Here is an 18,949-nt window from a genome sequence, read left to right as displayed (position 1 = left end):
TGACTGATATTTATTATAGGAGGTGTTTGTTTGAGCTATTTAAGATTTATTTATGAGTATGTAAAAAATCCTAGAAATGTAGGAGCAGTAGCACCTAGTTCTGATGCACTAGCAAAAAAGATGGTAGAGAATATAGATTTTTCTAATGCTAGATGTATAGTGGAATATGGTGCAGGAACAGGAGTATTCACAAAGAAAATTTTAGAAAAGAAAAATAATAATACTATATTTTTAAGTTTTGAAACTAATGAGAAATTTTTTAAAATTTTAAAAGATCAACTTTCAATAGAAGAGAATAACAACTTTGTGTTAATCAATGATAGCGTAGAAGATGTAGAGAAGTATTTAAAAATGTACAATGTAAGTAGTGTTGATTATATTATTTCGGGCTTACCTTTTGCTAGTTTACCTAAAAATATTAGCGATAAGGTTTTGACACTAACAAAAAAATTATTACAAGATAAGGCGGAATTTATAACATTTCAATATACATTGGTAAAAATGAATTTCTTTAAACAATATTTTGATAGTATAAGCTACAAAAGAGTACTGTTTAATATTCCACCGGCTTATGTACTTAGATGTAAAAATCTTGACAAATAATATGAAGTATATTAGAATTACTAGAAGTATAATTAATATATTTTAGAACTTATCAAGAGTGAGTGAGGGATAAGGCCCTGAGAACTCCGGCAACCTAGTAATATAACTAAGGTGCTTTCCTAAGCAAAGGTAACTTTGAGCGATGAGGTTAATAATTTATTTTGAACCTTGTCTATTGACAGGTTTTTTATTTTAACATTTGATTATTTAGAAAAAATTTTATAAAATATAGGAGAATATTAATGACAAAAACATATTATTTCACATCAGAATCTGTTACAGAGGGACATCCAGATAAAATAGCGGATCAAATATCTGATGCGGTATTAGATGAAGTATTAAAACAAGATCCTTATGCACGTGTTGCTTGTGAGACGGCAGTAAATACAGGATTAGCTGTCTTAATTGGAGAAATCTCTACAACGGCAAACGTAGATTTTCAAAATATAGTTCGTTCAACTATTAACAAAATAGGTTATAATGATCCTAGTTCGGGATATTGTGGGGATAATATATCAGTACTAGTAGCTTTGGATAAGCAATCACCAGATATTGCTCAAGGTGTTGATAATGCAATAGAAACTAGAGGAGGCTCTGAAGTAGAAGAAGTAGGAGCAGGTGACCAAGGATTAATGTTTGGTTTTGCTACTGATGAAACAGATACTTATATGCCTCTACCTATTTATCTAAGCCACAAACTTGCTAAGAGATTAGCAGAAGTTAGAAAAGAAGGAATCTTAACCTATTTGAAACCGGACGGAAAAGTTCAAGTTACAGTAGAATATAATTTGAATAATGTAGCTAAAAGAATAGATACTGTTGTTGTATCTACACAACATTCAGAAGAAATAAGTCAAGAACAGATACATAGAGATATTAAAGAATATGTTATTAAACCTTGCTTAGATGGAGAGCTTTTGGATGATAACACGAAATATTTCATTAATCCGACAGGAAAATTCGTTATAGGAGGACCAGTGGGAGATGCTGGACTTACTGGTAGAAAGATAATAGTTGATACTTATGGAGGTTATGCACGTCACGGAGGAGGCGCATTTAGTGGAAAAGATGCAACTAAAGTTGACCGTTCTGCAGCATATATGGCTAGATATATTGCCAAAAATATAGTAGCTAGTGGAGTATGTGACAAAATAGAGGTTCAGTTGGCGTATGCAATAGGTGTGGCTAATCCAGTATCAATATTCGTTGATGCTTTTGGAACTGCAAAAGTAGATGAAGGGGATATAGTTAAAGTTATAAAAGACAACTTTAGTTTAACTCCTAGTGGTATAATAGAAACATTAGACCTAAGAAAACCTGTATTCAGCAATACTGCAGCTTATGGACATTTCGGAAGAGATGAAGAAGGGTTTACTTGGGAAAAATTAGATAAAGTCGATGTATTTAAAAAATTGTTAGTTTAGGAGAAGATTATGAACTTGTATGATCAAATTGGAGAAGAAAAAATAGATAAGTTAATAGATATTTTATACGATGATATCATTGCTAATGATGATCGTATTAATATATTATTTCATAACGGATTTCATAGTGTAAAAGAAGAACAAAAAAAATTCTTTAGAATATTTTTGGGAGCTCCTACTAATCTTTTTGATTTTCCTAATTTGAAAGATAAACATTACAAGTTCCCTATATCTATTGAAGTAGCAAAATATTGGATAGAAGATTTTGATATAGCTTTAGATAAAATAGATATAGATGATACGTTAAAGTATTTTTTGAGAAAGAAAATAAAAACATTAGGTATGCATATGATAAATACTGTTAAATAAAAATTTATTATAAAGAACAAAAGGATTTATAACATCATTTTTATGTTATAAATCCTTTTTATTATACTAGTAATAATGCTTCGCTATAATTTAAGTCTCTTAATATAATATCGGCATCTTCTGTACTAATATGTTTTAATTTTTTCATTGTCATAATACGATATTTTTGTAGATGGATAGCTTCCATTCGTAGTTCATAAAATTCATTTTTGTATGAACTAGGATCGCTCATAAATCTAATAAATAAAACGTTATTAAAGTTATCAAAGATACTTCTTAAAAACTCTATAGCTTTTGGATGATATAAATCTTTTGATTTTTCTAGTATATCATATCCTATTTGGTTAAATTCATCTATATTGTCTACGTATGTTGCAAATAATCTTGATGATATTTCTGATAGTTCAGTACTATTATAGTTATTATCTTTAGATCTTTTTTTCTTAAATCTATTTTTTAAAAAAACTTTTTGTATTTGTCTTTTGTATTTTAGTTCCATATGTGATAATTTCATTTGTAATATTACTTGTCGTGTTAAAGAATATGTTACTAATTTACTTCTTCTAAAACGTCTAATTTTAATGATATTTACAGAAAAATCTTCTTTACCGTATTTTTCAGAAAGTTCATTTAGTTTTTGCTTTTCGGCTATGAGGATAGTTCGATATATTTTTTGAACATCAGATACTATTTGTCTTGTTTCGTATCTATTTGAATAATATATTTCTTGTTCCATAAGTTTTTTTATTACCATTCCGTAGGCAATTTGTCTCTTTCTGGATAAATCTGTTTGTTTGTCATTTTCGGTAGTTCTCGTATAAGGGGTATGATTTAAAGCTAGTTCCTCTACAGTATCTTTTAGCATTTCACATCTAATAGAATTTATTTCTAAATATTCTCTATCAGAGGATTTGACTACTAAAGGTAAGAAAATAGCTCCAATTATCATACTTAATATTACGACGCAACTTGCTATAAATAGGATAGTATTTCTAAGTGGAAATTCTTCTCCTGTTGTTAAAGTTACCGGAATTAATAATGCTGTAGCTATAGTGATGGTACCATGGATACCACTTAGTGAGGCTATAAGAGAATATTCTAATCTATTGTAGTTGCCAGTATCAAATCTTCTCTCTGATAATGCTTTTGTTATTTTTTGGAATGAAGAGAATGTGTGTGCTTGGAATAACCCATAGAATAAATATACAAAAGCAAATCTAGTTAGCATCATAGCTAAAGTTATTATTAATGAATAAAACAATGTTGTAGTTATAGTAACTTCTTTGTGGTTATACATATTTATAAATATATCAGGGAGTAAATAACCTAGAAAAACAAAGACAAATCCGTTTAATAGATATCCTGTTGTTGTCTGCGTACTTTCTATTAATAGAGAAGGTTCGCTATTTAAAGTATCTTCTTGTAGAATATCTCTTTCCAAATTATATATTATACTGGTAGTTACTACCGCTATTATTCCAGATACTTCGAAAATTCTATCTGCTACAATATATACGAATATAGGTGTTAATAATTGGAATGTTACAAGAGCCGTAGGTTCTGAGTTTACTAAACTTCCAAATATTCTTTTTATTTGAATCAAAATAATACCTAAAATTAATCCTATCAATCCTCCACCTAGTGCAACAAAGATAAAATCATTTGTAGCTTGAACCATAGAAAATGTTCCCGATAACACAGTAGCTAAGGCAATATTAAAAGAAACAAGACCTGCTGCATCGTTTAGAAGAGATTCCCCTTCTAAAATATCCATTAACCCTTTAGGGAGTTTCATTCCTTTTGTAATTGATTTTACTGCGATAGCATCAGTAGGTGACAATATTGCTGCAAGAGCGAAAGCTGCTGATAACGGCACTTCTGGTAAAAGTAGATGTATTATGCTTCCTACTATTACGACTGTTACGAGTACTAACGTTATTGCCATTAAAAATATAGGTGTTTTATACAACCAGAATTTACTACGAGATAATTTATATCCATCGGTAAATAGTAGAGGGGCAATTACAATTATCATAAATGTGTGTGTATCCAGTTTGAAGTGAGGAATAAATGTAATTAGTGTAAATGATGTCCCTAACGCAACTTGAAAAAGTGCTGTAGGTACTTTTGGGAATTTATTGTTTAAAATAGTACCCAAAATTATAAAAATTATTATAAACAAAAATGTTACTAAAATGCTCATAATTTTTATATATCCTTTCTAAAAATAACTATCACATAATTATAATATAGAAATAAGTAAATTTCTATATTTAATATATTAATATATTATAATTATATTTAGTCGGAGTATCTGATTCCCATAAAAATGCTTATTTTAATTGACTTTTTTAACTTTATCATATATAATTAATCAAGAGTTTTCGGTATTTTTTATCGAAATAAAAATATTTATATAATATTTGGAGGAACCACTAATATGGTAGAAGTTTTAAACAAAGAAGATGGAAAAGTTGTAATTTCATTTTCTTCATCAAAAGAAGATTTTGGTAAAGCTCTTGATGTAGCTTTCAAAAAAATAGTAAAAAGAGTAAATGCTCCTGGATTTAGAAAAGGAAAATTACCTAGAAATGTATTTAACAAAATGTATGGGGAAGAATCTCTATATCAAGATGCAATAGATTACTTATTACCAACGGCATATCAAAAAGCTGTTGAAGAAGCAGAATTAAATCCTTTAGCGTTACCTGAAATAGACGTTAAATCAATTGATAAAGAAGCTGGAGTAGTGTTTGAAGCAGTTGTTACAGTTAGACCAAATGTTGAACTTGGAGAATACAAAAATCTAGATGTAACAAAAGAAGATGTAGCAGTTTCGGATGAAGACGTTGAAGAAAGAATTGAACAAATTTTATCACGCCAAGCAGAATGGTCTATTAAAGAAACAGAATCTAAAAAAGGTGATATAGTTGTTATTGACTTTAAAGGATATGTTGACGGAGTAGCTTTCGATGGTGGAGAAGCTAACGGATATGAATTAGAATTAGGGTCTAACTCATTTATTCCAGGATTTGAAGATCAATTAGTTGGAAAAGTAGCTCCTGCTGATGTAGAAGTTAATGTTACTTTCCCAGAAAATTATCAAGTTGCAGACTTAGCAGGAAAAGATGCTAAATTTGAAGTTAAAATTCACGATGTAAAAGAAAAATCATTACCAGAATTAACAGATGAGTTTGTAAAAGACTTAACTAAAGAAGCATCTAACACAGTTGCAGAATATAAAGCTACTTTAAAAGATCAAATGACTAAAGAAAACGAAGAGTCAGCTGAGAAAAAATATATGGATGCAATTGTAGTAAAAGCTGTAGAAAATGCAAAAATTAATGTGCCTTCTAAATTAGTAGATCAAGAAGTTGATCAAATGTATGCAAACTTGAAGTCTAATTTAGAAAGACAAGGTCTATCAATCGATCTTTATGAGCAATTTACAGGAAAATCAGAAGCTGATCTAAAAGAAGAGATGAGCTCAGATGCAGAGAAAAAAATTAAAACATCATTTGTTTTAGATGAAATAGCAGTTGTAGAAAAAATTGAAGCAACAGAAGAAGATGTTAATAAAGAGCTTAATAATTTAGCAGAAACTTATTCTATGTCAGTAGAAGATATTAAGAAAAATATTGGCTCAGGATTTGATATTAAATCAGAAATAGTTATTAAGAAAACTTTAGACTTCTTAAAAGAAAATAATTAATAATTAAATACAAAAGACTACTTTATTTACATAAAGTAGTCTTTTATTTGTATTTTAATAAATAATGACACAAAAATATAAGAAATGAATATTTTTATATTTTTTAAATTGCTACTTTTTATAGTGATACAGAAATTGATTATTGTTTCAGTGGTATAATGCAGGCTGTATTATTTTTTGCGTCTCGTTAAAAAACAATATTTGTACGTGTTTTCATAATATGTGTATAAGTGAATCAATTTATTCTGTTCACAGAAAAACCATCTAGTTCAATATTTATTTTTCAACTAAATATTATCGTTTTATTTATTTGACAATTTCTTTTTAAAGTTGTATATTAGAGTAGTAAAATAAGAATAATATACATTTGGAGGTATATAATGGTGAAATCATCAAAAGATTTAACAAAACAAGAGCATTTAGAAATGTATGAATTGATGCTTTTAATTAGAGATTTCGATATGGAGTTGAGCAAACTTTATTCTAGAGGTTTAGTTCATGGTATGACTCACTATTCTGTAGGTGAAGAAGCTGCTAATGTTGGAGCGATTTATCCACTTAGAAAAGAAGATTTAATGTTTTCTAATCACCGAGGACACGGTCAAACTATAGCCAAAGGAGTAGAAATCGATAGAATGATGGCAGAAATCTTAGGAAAAGCTACTGGTCAATGTAAAGGTCGTGGTGGAAGTATGCACATTTACGATTTAGAAAATGGTAATATGGGATGTAATGGTATAGTAGGTGGAGGACACGGACTAAGTACTGGTGCAGCTCTTGCTCAAAAAATGAAAAAAACTGATAATGTTGTTATATGTTGTATGGGAGATGGAGCTACTAACGAAGGAAGTTTCCACGAATGTCTAAATATGGCATCTAACTGGGATTTACCACTTATTTTCTATGTAATAAACAACAAATATGGTATTTCTATGGCGCAAGAAAGATGTATGCGTGTAGAAAAGATTACTGAAAGAGCAGCATCATATAGAATAAAATCAGTTTATATAGAAGACGGGAATGATGTATTAGCTGTTTATGATGGCATGCAAGAAGCTATTGAGCATGCAAGAAGTGGTAAAGGGCCAGTATTAGTAGAAGCAGTATCTTATAGATGGTTTGGACATTCAGCTTCTGATGCAGGTAAATATCGTAGTCGTGAAGAAGTTGCAGAATGGAAATTAAAAGATCCTAATGCAAAATATAGAAAATACTTATTAGAAAATGGTATTGCTACTGAAGAAGAATTAGTAGCTATTGAAAATGAATCAAAAGCAGTTATAGACGAAGCAGTAGAATTTGCTAAAGAATCACCATTTGCAGATGGAGAAGTAGCATTCCAAGATAATTATGCAGATTAATAAATATTAATTCTAAAAAAGTAGGAGAAGATAAAATGGTAAAAGAAACGAAAATTATGTCAGTTCGTGAAGCTATAAAAGAAGCTATGAGCGATGAAATGAGAGCTGATGAAACAGTATTTTTAATGGGAGAAGACGTAGGTATATTTGGTGGAGACTTTGGTACTACTGTCGGTATGTTAGAAGAGTTTGGACCAGAAAGAGTATTGGATACACCTATTAGTGAGGCTGCAATTGCAGGAGCAGCGGCAGGAGCAGCTTCTGTAGGAATGCGTCCTATAGTAGATATTACATTTATGGACTTTGTAACTATTGCGATGGATGCAATAGTTAACCAAGCAGCTCCAATGCGTTATATGCTAGGAGGAGATGTTCAAGTTCCTGTTGTTTATCGTTGTGCATCTGGATCAGGAACAGGAGCGGCTGCTCAACACTGTAAAGCTTTGGAAGCATGGTTCTGTCATATTCCTGGTTTAAAAGTTGTAGCGCCTGGAACGCCACAAGATATTTATTCTGTACTTAGAGCATCTGTACGTGACAATAACCCTGTTATTTATATAGAGCCAAAAGCATTGTTTGGACGTAAAGGAGAAGTAGATACAGATAAAGTTTATGAAATAGGAAAAGGAGAAGTTAAGGTAGAAGGTAAGGATATTACTTTAGTTTCTTGGGGAAGAATGTTAGAGCGTAGTTTACAAGCTGCTGAAGAGCTAAAAGCAGAAGGAATTGAAGTAGAAGTAGTAGACCCTATTTCATTAGTGCCTTTAGACACAGAACTTATATCTAAATCTGTTAAGAAAACTGGTAAATTGGCTATTTGCCACGATTCATTCAAAACAGGAGGATTTGGAGGAGAAATTGCAGCACGTATTGCAGAAAGTGATGCATTCGACTTTTTAGATAGTCCAATTTATCGTATAGCAGGAGCTGATACAAATATACCATCAGCAAAAAATCTAGAAAAATTAGTTGTACCTGATGTTGAAGACATTAAAGCTACAATAAGAAAAGCGGTAAATAAAAAATAAAAATCTTTAACGAAGGAAGTGAACAAACAAATGGCAATCGAAGTAATAATGCCAAAAGCCGGAAGCGAGATGGAGGAAGGCGAAATCGTACAATGGTTTAAAAAAGAAGGCGATGAAGTCAAAGAAGGAGAAGTCTTACTTGAAATTGTAACTGATAAAGTTAATATGGAAGTAGAAGCTGAAGCTAGTGGAACATTACTGAAAATATTAGCAAATCCTGGAGATGTTGTTCCAGTAGTACAGACTATTGCTTGGATAGGAGAACCTGGAGAAGAAATATCTTCAGTTGAAAGTACAAAGGCAGTAGAAGTAGAAACAGTTATTGAGAAAAAAGTTGATAGAACACCAGTAAAAGAAGTAGAAAAAATAGATTATTCTGGACTTCGTGCAACGCCAGCAGCTAGAGCATTCGCAAGAGAAAAAAATATTGATTTAAGCAAGGTTGTTGGAACTGGAGCAAAAGGAAGAATACACAAAGACGATGTTATTAACTACAAATTAAATGATAAAGTTAAAATATCTCCTTTAGCAGAAAGAATAGCACAAGTAGAAGGTATTAGTATTAAATCTATAGTAGGAACAGGTCCTAATGGAAAAATAATGAAAGAAGATGTATTAGCAGTTCTTTCAGGAACACCAAAAGAAGCACCTAAACCGAAAGAAGAGATAGTAGCTAAAGTAGAGAAAAAAGCAGAAAAATTACCTAATGAAAATCAATGGGGTGTTGTAGAAACTGTACCAATGTCGCCAATGCGTAAGGTTATTTCTAAGCGTATGAGCGAATCTTATTTCTCTGCTCCTACATTTGTAGTAAATGTAGAAGTAGATATGACAGAATTGTTAGCTCTACGTAAGAAAGTTCTTGATACAATAATGGCAGAGACTGGGAAAAAAGCGACAGTTACTGATTTTGTGTCTTTAGCTGTTATAAAATCATTAATGAAACATCCTTATGTTAATGCTTCATTATCAAAAGACGAAAAAGAAATGTATCTTCACCACTATGTAAACTTATCGATAGCTGTAGGGATGGATAGTGGCTTAGTAGTTCCTGTTATAAAAGGTGCTGATAAGATGAGTCTAAAAGAATTAGTAGTTGCGTCAAAAGAAATAACTACTAAAGCTCTTGAAGGAAAATTACGTCCTGATGAAATGGCAGATTCAACATTTACTATAAGTAATTTAGGAATGTACGGAGTTCATAGTTTTGTACCTATAATAAATCAACCTAATACAGCTATTTTAGGAGTAAGTGCTACACAAGAAAAACCAGTAGTAAGAGATGGAGAAATAGTAGTACGTCCTATTATGATGCTTACATTAACAGCTGATCACCGTGTTGTTGATGGTTTAGAAGGTGCTAAATTTATGAAGACACTAAAAGAAGCTATTGAAAATCCGATATCATTATTGATATAATAATTAGAAAATAATATAAAGAAAATTAACAAAGGAAGTGAAAATAATGGCAGTAGAAGTAATAATGCCAAAAGCCGGAAGCGAAATGGAAGAAGGCGAAATCGTACAATGGTTTAAGCAAGAAGGTGACGAAGTAAAAGAAGGTGAAGTCCTACTTGAGATTGTAACTGATAAAGTCAATATGGAAATTGAAGCAGAAGCTAGCGGAACATTGCTAAAAATATTACACAAAGCAGGAGAAGTAGTTCCAGTTGTACAAACTATAGCTTGGATAGGAAAAGCAGGAGAAGAAGTACCAGGAGTAGAAACTAGTACAGCTGTTGCTCAAGAAGTTGTTGCAGAAGTAGCTCAAGACGTTAAAGTACCAACTATTAAAGAAGAAGATAAATTACCGCAAAGAGAACGCCAAGGGGAATTTGATGTCTGTGTAATTGGTGGAGGACCAGCTGGTTATGTTGCGGCAATAAAAGCAGCACAATTAGGTGGTAAAGTAGCGTTAGTAGAAAGTAGAGAATTAGGAGGAACATGTCTAAACCGTGGATGTATTCCTACAAAAACATTCTTGCACAATGCTGAAATTATTAATCATATAAAATCAGCTCGTGATCGTGGTATTAAGTTAGTAAATGATGCATTTTCTGTAGATATGGCGAAAACTGTAGATGTTAAGAATAAAGTTTCAAAAACATTATCAGGTGGAGTAGCAGGATTACTAAAATCTTACGGAGTTAAAGTTTATAACGGTATTGGTAAATTAACTGCTGATAAGAAAGTATTAGTTAATGATACTGAAACTATTGATGCAGATAGAATTATTCTTGCAGGTGGATCGAAAGTAAGTAGAATAAATATTCCAGGAATGGATAACGAAAAAGTACTTACAAGTGATGAAATCCTAGATATTACAGAATTACCATCAAGAATGGTAGTAATTGGTGGAGGAGTAATCGGTTCAGAATTAGGACAAGCATTTGCTACATTTGGTACTAAAGTAACAATAGTAGAAATGGCAGATAGATTAATCGCTAATATGGATAAAGATGCTTCTGCATTATTAGAGAAGAAATTTAAACAGCAAGGAATTGAAGTTTTAACAGGATCTAAATTGTTAGAAATTAAAGATAATGGACTTGATTTAACAGTAAAAATCGAAGGACGTCCTGATGTAGTGGCAGATAGAGTGCTATTATCTATTGGACGTGTACCAGATAATGAATGTTTGGGTGAATTAGCTGATAAATTTGAAATGGAACGTGGACGTGTTAAAGTAGACGAGTACATGGAAACATCAGTTAAAGGAATTTACGCTCCAGGAGATATTAATGGAACTAAGATGTTAGCTCACGCAGCTTTCAAAATGGGAGAAGTTGCAGCAGAAAATGCAATGGGTCATAACAAAAAAGTTGATCTTAAATCTACACCTGCAGCTATTTACACACATCCAGAAGTAGCTATGGTAGGTTTAACAGAAGATCAAGCACGAGAAAAATATGATATCAAGATTGGAAGATTTAACTTTGCAGCGAATGGTCGTTCTCTAGCATCTAATCAAGGAGAAGGATTCGTCAAAGTAATTATGGATACTAAATATAGAGAAATCTTAGGTATTCACATAGTAGGACCTGTTGCAGCAGAATTAATTAACGAAGGTTCAACACTAATTCAAACAGAAATGACGATAGACGACGTAATGGATATAATTCACGGACACCCTACATACGCAGAAGCGTTGTATGAAGCGATGGCTGACTGTATAGATATGTGTATCCACGCACCTAAAAAGAAAAAATAATTCCATAAAAGTCCTCTAGATATTATCTAGGGGATTTTTTAGTTAGCCACGGGATAATTATTGAGATAGAGTAAAAATTGACAAATATAAAAAAATAAACTATAATACTTTTAAAAGTATTATAGTTTATTTTTAAGGAGAAAATAATGAATAATGTTTTATTTAAACAACAGGCGTTGAAAAATGGATTAAATATCAAGAACAGATTTGTCAAAGCAGCAATGAATGAGGCGATGGGAGGAAAATATTTGCAGCCTAAAAAAGAAATTATTCACTTGTATGAACAGTGGGCAAAAGGAGGTACAGGTTTAATTATTACAGGAAATGTCATGATTGATCCAAATTATCTAGCAGAACCTGGAAATGTGGTGTTTGATGAAAATTCTGATACAGAATTATTAAAACAGTGGGCTAAAGCTGGTCAGGTTAATGGAGCAAAAATAATGGTACAGATTAATCATCCTGGTAAACAATCTCCTAAAACAGTATCTAAACAGCCAGTAGCACCAAGTGCTATTCCAATACAAGGGGATATCGGTAATTTATTCAATGTACCAAGAGAATTATCAACTTTAGAGATTAAAAAATTAATTAATCAGTTTGCAATAGCAGCTAAAATTGCAAAAAACTCTGGTTTTGATGGTGTTGAAATTCATGCAGCCCATGGTTATTTAATTAATCAATTTTTATCTCCATATGATAACAGAAGACAAGATGAGTATGGTGGTAGTATTGATAATCGTATGCGATTTTTGCGTGAAATATATTTAGCGATGAGAGAAGTTACTGGAGAAGAATTTGTTATTGGATTGAAAATAAATTCATCAGATTTTAAAGAAGGTGGATTTAGTGAAGAAGACTCGATGTATGTTGTTCAAAAAATGGATGAAGTTGGAATTGATTTTATTGAAATATCAGGTGGAAGTTATGAAAATCCTAAAATGAATGAAAGTACATCTAAAAATAAAAACAGTGTATTTTTTGCTAATTATAGTAAAAGAATTAAAGAAAAAATCAAAGCTCCGGTTATTGTTACTGGTGGAATTAGAACAGTAGATTCTATGGTTGATTTAATTAATAATGGTTATTCAGATTTTATTGGATTGGCAAGGCCTTTAGCAATTGAACCCAATATTCCGAATTTGATTGCTGAAAATCACTATCAAACAATTGAAACAAAACGTTTATCAACAGGTATTAAATCTTTAAATCAGAAATTAGGGGGATTGATTGGTCTTGTTTATTATCAATTATTGATGCAAACTTATGCAAAAGGTAAAAAACCTAAAATTACTCAGAATGCTTGGCCAGCACTTATTCATTCTGTTTGGAATCAAGGGTTAGTTGCTTTATTTCCACAACGTGCAAAGGAGAAAAAGGATGAGAGAATGTAGCATTGATATATTTAACAAATGTATTCCGTACTTTGAGATGTTGAAAGAACCTCAAAGACAGGAAATTGTTATTCATTTAGTTAAGAATAAAGAATTAAGTGTTAGTGAATTAGTAGACTTATTAGATTTATCTATGCCTGCTGTATCACATCACCTTAAACTATTAGAAAATAGTGGTTTAGTGGTATCAATTAAGAGAGGAACAAAAAGATATTATCGTTTATCAATGAATGATGCAATTGAACAACTAGAAAGATTACTCATATCATTAAAAGAAATGGTAATTGAAGGAGAAGAGTAAGTGAAAAAAGTATTGATTGTATTAACTAATGTTGCAAAGTATGAAAACTACGATATTCCAACCGGTTTGTGGCTAGGTGAGTTGATTCATTTTTACGATGAAATTCAAAAGAATGGTATTGATGCAGACTTTGTCAGTCCCAAAGGAGGCTATATACCACTTGATCCTTATTCTATGAAATTTGCAGAAAAAGTCGATTATCAGTGGTATCAAAATACTGAATTTGTACGTCAAGCATTAGCAGAGACTAAAAGACCAAGCGAAGTCAATCCTGATGATTATTTTGCCATTTACTATACAGGAGGTCATGGTGTTGTATTTGATTTTCCAGATAATAAAGAGATTCAACACATTGCTATGGACATTTATAATTCGGGAGGGTATATTAGTGCAGTGTGTCACGGTGTTGTGGGGTTATTAAATCTAAAAACAACAGATAATGAATATTTAATTAAAAACAAGTGTATCACTGGATTTACGAATACTGAGGAATGGTTGAGTCGAAAACAAAATAAAGTTCCTTTTTCAACGGAAGATGAATTGAAGAAAAGAGGTGCAAAGTATAGTAAAAAGCGATTTTTCCAATCATATACTGTTTGTGATGAACGTATTATTACAGGACAAAATCCGTGGTCACCAAGAGCAGTAGCACAGCTTTTAGTTAAAGTAGTAAAATAATAGTATTTAAGATACGTATCATTTTTGATATGTGTCTTTTTTTTCTTATATAAATAATTTCAGAGTGTAGAGAAAAATACTACTATATCCAAGACATCATGAAAATAGGTGTGAGGTTGACAGGCATGGTTGAAATTGCTGTAATTAATCTACGTTATCTAAGTTTTTTGACGTTAGCTATTGAAATAATATATATTTTAGTTATATAATAATATTAAATAATTGACAAGGAACTTGAAGATGGATATACTTAAAACAAACAAACAAACAAACAAACAAACAAACAAACAAACAAACAAACAAACAAACAAACAAACAAACAAACAAACAAACAAACAAACAAACAATAGGTAGATTATACCTTTTTTTAATATGCCTAAAAACACCCTCTTTTTATAAAGGGGGTGTTTTGTAATGACTAAACACTTCATTGAACGCCCGAGAAAAAACGAAAAAGATGAAGCTATTCATTATGTGGAGCATCTCATAGAACAAGCTCGTAAAGAAAATCGCAATGAAGATATTAGCAAACTAGAAGAGTTAATTCGTCTTTTGAATACTAAAAAATACGGCTTGGTTTGGGAAGAGCATGCAGAAGTTGTAGAAGAAGAGATGAAATCTAAAATTCCTGTCTTGGTAGAAAATAAAGATAGGAAAATAGTTGGAAATCCTGAAGCAGATGATTATAATTTTTTAATCGAAGGGGATAATCTGCACAGCCTACATCTTTTAGAGAAAACTCATAGGGGAAAAATAGATGTGATATATATTGATCCACCGTATAATACGGGAAACAAGGACTTTATCTACAATGATAAAATTGTAGATAAAAATGACGGATACTCTCATAGTAAATGGTTAAGCTTTATGAGTAAACGATTAAATATCGCTAGAAGTTTACTTTCTGATTCTGGGGTAATTTTTATTTCAATAGATGATAACGAGCAAGCACAACTTAAATTACTTTGTGATGAAGTGTTTGGGGAATTAAATTTTTTAACTCAATTTATTGTTGAAAATAATCCAAAGGGACGTAAAAATTCAAATTTTTCTTCTGTTACTAGTGAATACTGTATGGCTTACGCTAAAAATAGTGAGGTAGCATATTTTGTTGAAAATATTCCAAAAGCGTCGTCTGATATGAGGTTAGATAGTGAAGGGAATTATGTACATGGTAGTGGTAGGAGGGTAATTGTTGGAGAAAATAATTTCAATAAGTTAGTGTCTGATTATTTGTCTGATAAACATTACTCACTCTATTTTAGAAAACGAGATAAATCCTATAGATTTATAAAAGAGAACAGTGTTTATGAAGTAAATAACGATTTGCTTGATCAAGGATTTATACGGTATATCAGTTATAAAGATAATTGTTTCACTGAGAATACATATACTCAACGAAAATTAGAAGAGCTACTTCAAAATTATGCTTTAGATTTTACTGATAACAAAATTTACGAAAAAAATTTTAGAAGTACAATTCGCATTAAAAATTTATTAATTAATCGAAAATATGAAGCGATTATTGATAATAAAAAAGAAGTATACGAAATTGATTTGAAGACAACATCGGCTAAACAACAATTAGCTAAATTATTTAGTGGTAAGTCGCCGTTTGACTATCCAAAGAATATAGGACTAATAAAATTACTGCTCACTCTGAAAGATAGCAAGAATATAACTGTATTAGATTTCTTCGCCGGATCTGGGACTACTGGGCATGCAGTTGCACAACTAAACAAAGAAGATGGTGGTAATAGAAAATATATTCTTTGTACGAACAATGAAAATAATATTTGTGAAGAAGTTACCTACCAAAGACTGAAAAATATTCAAGAAGAATTACCACATAATTTAAAATACTTCAAAACAGAATTTATCTCTAAATATTTAAGTGATGAAGATGAGGAAATTGTTTCAGAAAAAATATTAGATAATATTAAAGAACTTATAGAATTGGAACATCATATTGAAATAGATAACGAGAAATATATTATTGTAGATAATGAAGAAAATTTAGACCGATTAGTAGAAAAAATAAAACAAAATGGAAAATTATTTATAGTATCTGGAATATTTTTATCAAGAACACATCGACGAATTTTAGATGATAAGAATGTAACGTTAATAGATATTCCAGAATATTATTACAGAAATGAACTAAGGGAGGTTGGAGAGCTATGATTGGATTAAGTCTAAAAAATTTTCAAGAAAGGACGGTAGATTTTCTTTTTGAGAAAACAACAGATAGTTCTTCTAAGTCCAAAATTGTACTACAAAGTCCAACAGGAAGTGGAAAAACAATTATTTTAGTAGCCTATATTGAAAAATATTTAGATTATAATAAAGATGATATTATTTGTTGGTTTTGTCCCGGTAAAGGAGATCTTGAAGAACAATCAAAAGAAAAGATGAATCGTTTTGCACCTAGTTTAAAAACAGGGTCGTTATTTGATATTTTATCCAATGGTTTTATAAGCGGAACTACTTATTTTATTAATTGGGAAACAATTACGAAAAAAGATAATAAAGCAATTAGAGATAGTGAAAGAAAAAATCTTTTCGAAAGAATTTCGGAAGCACATCAAAAAAGTCAAAATTTTATTATTATCATTGATGAAGAACATCAGAATAATACATCAAAAGCCGATGATATTATTTCAAGTATCAATGCAAAATATGAAATTAGAGTATCTGCAACACCTAATAAAAGAGTTGTTGGAGAATTTTATGAAATACCGGAAGTAGACGTAATAAATGAAGAATTAATTACAAGATTTATGTATATCAACAAAGGATTAGAGTCAGTTAATGTTAGTAATCCGAAAAATGAAGCTGAGATACTTCTTGAAAAAGCCGATGAAGTAAGAAAAGAAATAGCACAAGCCTATATAGATGAAAATGAAGATATAAGACCGCTTGTACTAGTTCAATTTCCTAATCTAAACGATGAACTTATTGAGTTTGTTGAGAATAAATTGAACAGTATGGGATACAGTTATGAAAATAAACTACTTGCTTCATGGTTTAGTGTTGAAAGTAAAGAAGACAAAGCTAGAAAATCTAAAAAGCTAGGTAAAGTTAATATTGGAACAACAGAAGAAGATATTATTACGAATGGAAATGCCACACCTGTATTTTTACTATTTAAACAGGCCTTAGCTACTGGTTGGGATTGTCCCCGAGCTAAAATACTTGTTAAATTGCGTGAAAATATGAGTGATACTTTTGAGATTCAAACATTAGGAAGACTTAGAAGAATGCCGAAAGCAAAACATTATGGAAAAGATATCTTAGACTGTTCTTACTTATACACATTCGATGAAAAATATAAATTAAATGTTATAAACTCAGGTAATGGTTTTGAAACACAAAGACTTTTCTTAAAAAACGAAGCAAAAATAATTAAGTTAAAAAAAGAATTAAGAAATCAAGATGGTAATTATGTTGATGAACAATTAATGCGTAAGAAAATTTATGAGTTCTTCAAAGAAAAATACTCACTTAGTGGAATTAAACAAGATAATTATGTTCGACTTGAAAATAATGGTTTTATTTTAGATGCGGTAATAAAAAGAAAATACTTAACAGGTAAATATTCAACTTTAATGCAAGTAAATGAAGAAAATGCTCAATATGGTACGATAGATACGGAAGTAAACACACATATTCATGGAATTGATCTTCTATATTGTATTGATGTAATTAAAAAGCATGTAGGTTTAAGTTATACTACAACGCGTCAAATATTAGAAACTTTATTTTTAAAAAATTTTGGTTATAAAAAGAATAAGTTATTAAATCTAAATTTAAAAGAATTTTATGCATTTGTACTTAATAATGTAGATATATTAAAAGAAGATTTTATCAAATTTTCGGGGCTTAAGTACAAACAAATGGCATTTTTAGAAAATAGAGTGGAGGATTTTTCGATTCCACTTGAAGAACATTATCGTTATGCACCATTTGAGTCGAATATTCGTACTTTAAAATTAAATGTTTACAAAGAATATAATACTTCAATGATAACAGATGATTTTAGGTCTAAATCAGAAAGATTATTTGAAAATTATTGCGATGATAATTCAAACGTCAAATATGTTTATAAAAATGGCGATATAGGTCAACAGTATTTATCTATTGTTTATGGAACAAACTTTGATAAACAAAGATTATTTTATCCAGATTATATTATTCAACTTCAAGATGATTCTATTTGGCTAATTGAAACTAAAGGTGGAGAAAGTAACGGACAGAGTAAAAATATTGATGTTCAAATTGAAAATAAATTTGAAGCATTTAAAGAATTTGCTAATAAACATGGATACAATTTTGGTTTTGTTAGAGATAGAAATGATGAACTTTATTTTAATAATACAGAATATGTTGATAACATGAGCGATATTAGTTGGAAATTACTCGAAGAGATATTTTAAAATTTTATAATAAATGTGGGAGATAAAAAACTATCTCTCACATAATTTTTTTATGAAAATAAACCTTTTGAAATGATATCTTTTTAGCTTTGTTTAATTTACAATTAATTTTATAATATTATTTTCGAAAAAACATTGACAATTTTCAGAAAAATATGTATAATTATTCTAAAATTAAATGATATAACATGTTGATAAGAAGATAAAAGTGAATGATTGTACAGAGAGTCTCGTTAGGTGAAAGGAGATCAATTCGGAAACTTTTAAAATGGTCTTTGAATGTTAGTAGTCGATTTTATTAGATTACTACGGGGAAGCCCGATATAGCTTAGGAATATAACACGTATAACGTGCGTATTCTTTTAAAGAGGTAGTATTTAACTATAAAACAAGGTGGTACCACGTTTTTTGACGTCCTTGAGCAAGTGTCTT

14 protein-coding genes and 1 riboswitch are annotated in these 18,949 nt (G+C 30.5%); of the genes, 13 read left to right on the top strand and 1 reads right to left on the bottom strand.

What is annotated here, in order from left to right:
• The first annotated feature begins 30 nt into the window (after positions 1–30).
• The 3 genes from AC1XWJ_RS03790 (at position 31) to AC1XWJ_RS03780 (ending at position 2,396) form a co-directional block, all read left to right on the top strand.
• Complete coding sequence (locus AC1XWJ_RS03790; protein WP_483334568.1) at positions 31–603, top strand: class I SAM-dependent methyltransferase; 573 nt, start codon at positions 31–33, stop codon at positions 601–603.
• Between the two features lie 46 nt (positions 604–649).
• A riboswitch (SAM riboswitch) is annotated at positions 650–752 on the top strand.
• Between the two features lie 93 nt (positions 753–845).
• Positions 846–2,027 carry a methionine adenosyltransferase gene (gene metK, locus AC1XWJ_RS03785; protein ID WP_483334567.1) on the top strand — a complete coding sequence of 394 codons (1,182 nt, stop codon included), beginning with the start codon at positions 846–848 and terminating at the stop codon, positions 2,025–2,027.
• Between the two features lie 9 nt (positions 2,028–2,036).
• Positions 2,037–2,396 (top strand): globin domain-containing protein, encoded by a 360-nt coding sequence (locus AC1XWJ_RS03780; RefSeq protein ID WP_483334566.1) that lies wholly within the window; start codon positions 2,037–2,039, stop codon positions 2,394–2,396.
• 61 nt (positions 2,397–2,457) lie between these two features.
• Here AC1XWJ_RS03780 and AC1XWJ_RS03775 read toward each other — a convergent pair whose 3' ends face one another.
• Entirely contained in the window at positions 2,458–4,599 is a 2,142-nt protein-coding gene (locus tag AC1XWJ_RS03775; protein ID WP_483334565.1) for a cation:proton antiporter, read from the bottom strand.
• Between the two features lie 237 nt (positions 4,600–4,836).
• Here AC1XWJ_RS03775 and tig point away from each other — a divergent pair, with 237 nt between their 5' ends.
• From tig to AC1XWJ_RS03725, 10 genes are all read left to right on the top strand, one after another.
• Positions 4,837–6,108, top strand: coding sequence for a trigger factor (tig, locus tag AC1XWJ_RS03770; RefSeq protein ID WP_483334564.1), 1,272 nt, complete (start codon positions 4,837–4,839; stop codon positions 6,106–6,108).
• Between the two features lie 380 nt (positions 6,109–6,488).
• A complete protein-coding gene (locus AC1XWJ_RS03765; RefSeq protein WP_483334563.1) occupies positions 6,489–7,469 on the top strand; it encodes a thiamine pyrophosphate-dependent dehydrogenase E1 component subunit alpha in 981 nt (326 codons plus the stop codon).
• A 35-nt stretch (positions 7,470–7,504) separates the two neighbouring features.
• Positions 7,505–8,497, top strand: coding sequence for an alpha-ketoacid dehydrogenase subunit beta (locus tag AC1XWJ_RS03760; protein WP_483334562.1), 993 nt, complete (start codon positions 7,505–7,507; stop codon positions 8,495–8,497).
• 30 nt (positions 8,498–8,527) lie between these two features.
• On the top strand, positions 8,528–9,916 hold the full coding sequence (locus AC1XWJ_RS03755; protein ID WP_483334561.1) for a dihydrolipoamide acetyltransferase: 1,389 nt from the start codon (positions 8,528–8,530) through the stop codon (positions 9,914–9,916).
• A 46-nt stretch (positions 9,917–9,962) separates the two neighbouring features.
• A complete protein-coding gene (gene lpdA, locus AC1XWJ_RS03750; protein WP_483334560.1) occupies positions 9,963–11,708 on the top strand; it encodes a dihydrolipoyl dehydrogenase in 1,746 nt (581 codons plus the stop codon).
• 146 nt (positions 11,709–11,854) lie between these two features.
• Positions 11,855–13,102, top strand: coding sequence for an NADH:flavin oxidoreductase/NADH oxidase family protein (locus AC1XWJ_RS03745; protein ID WP_483334559.1), 1,248 nt, complete (start codon positions 11,855–11,857; stop codon positions 13,100–13,102).
• Complete coding sequence (locus tag AC1XWJ_RS03740) at positions 13,089–13,403, top strand: ArsR/SmtB family transcription factor (RefSeq protein ID WP_483334558.1); 315 nt, start codon at positions 13,089–13,091, stop codon at positions 13,401–13,403. The genes AC1XWJ_RS03745 and AC1XWJ_RS03740 overlap by 14 nt, the downstream gene beginning before the upstream one ends.
• Positions 13,404–14,081, top strand: a complete 678-nt coding sequence (locus AC1XWJ_RS03735; RefSeq protein WP_483334557.1) for a type 1 glutamine amidotransferase domain-containing protein — start codon at positions 13,404–13,406, stop codon at positions 14,079–14,081.
• 414 nt (positions 14,082–14,495) lie between these two features.
• The gene (locus tag AC1XWJ_RS03730; protein ID WP_483334556.1) at positions 14,496–16,265 is read left to right on the top strand and encodes a site-specific DNA-methyltransferase; all 1,770 of its coding nucleotides are present in this window, start codon (positions 14,496–14,498) and stop codon (positions 16,263–16,265) included.
• On the top strand, positions 16,262–18,517 hold the full coding sequence (locus AC1XWJ_RS03725; RefSeq protein ID WP_483334555.1) for a DEAD/DEAH box helicase: 2,256 nt from the start codon (positions 16,262–16,264) through the stop codon (positions 18,515–18,517). The genes AC1XWJ_RS03730 and AC1XWJ_RS03725 overlap by 4 nt, the downstream gene beginning before the upstream one ends.
• Positions 18,518–18,949 lie beyond the last annotated feature (432 nt).

The organism is Gemelliphila sp. 1F1 (genome assembly GCF_056897515.1).
This window is presented reverse-complemented; position numbering and strand designations above follow the sequence as displayed.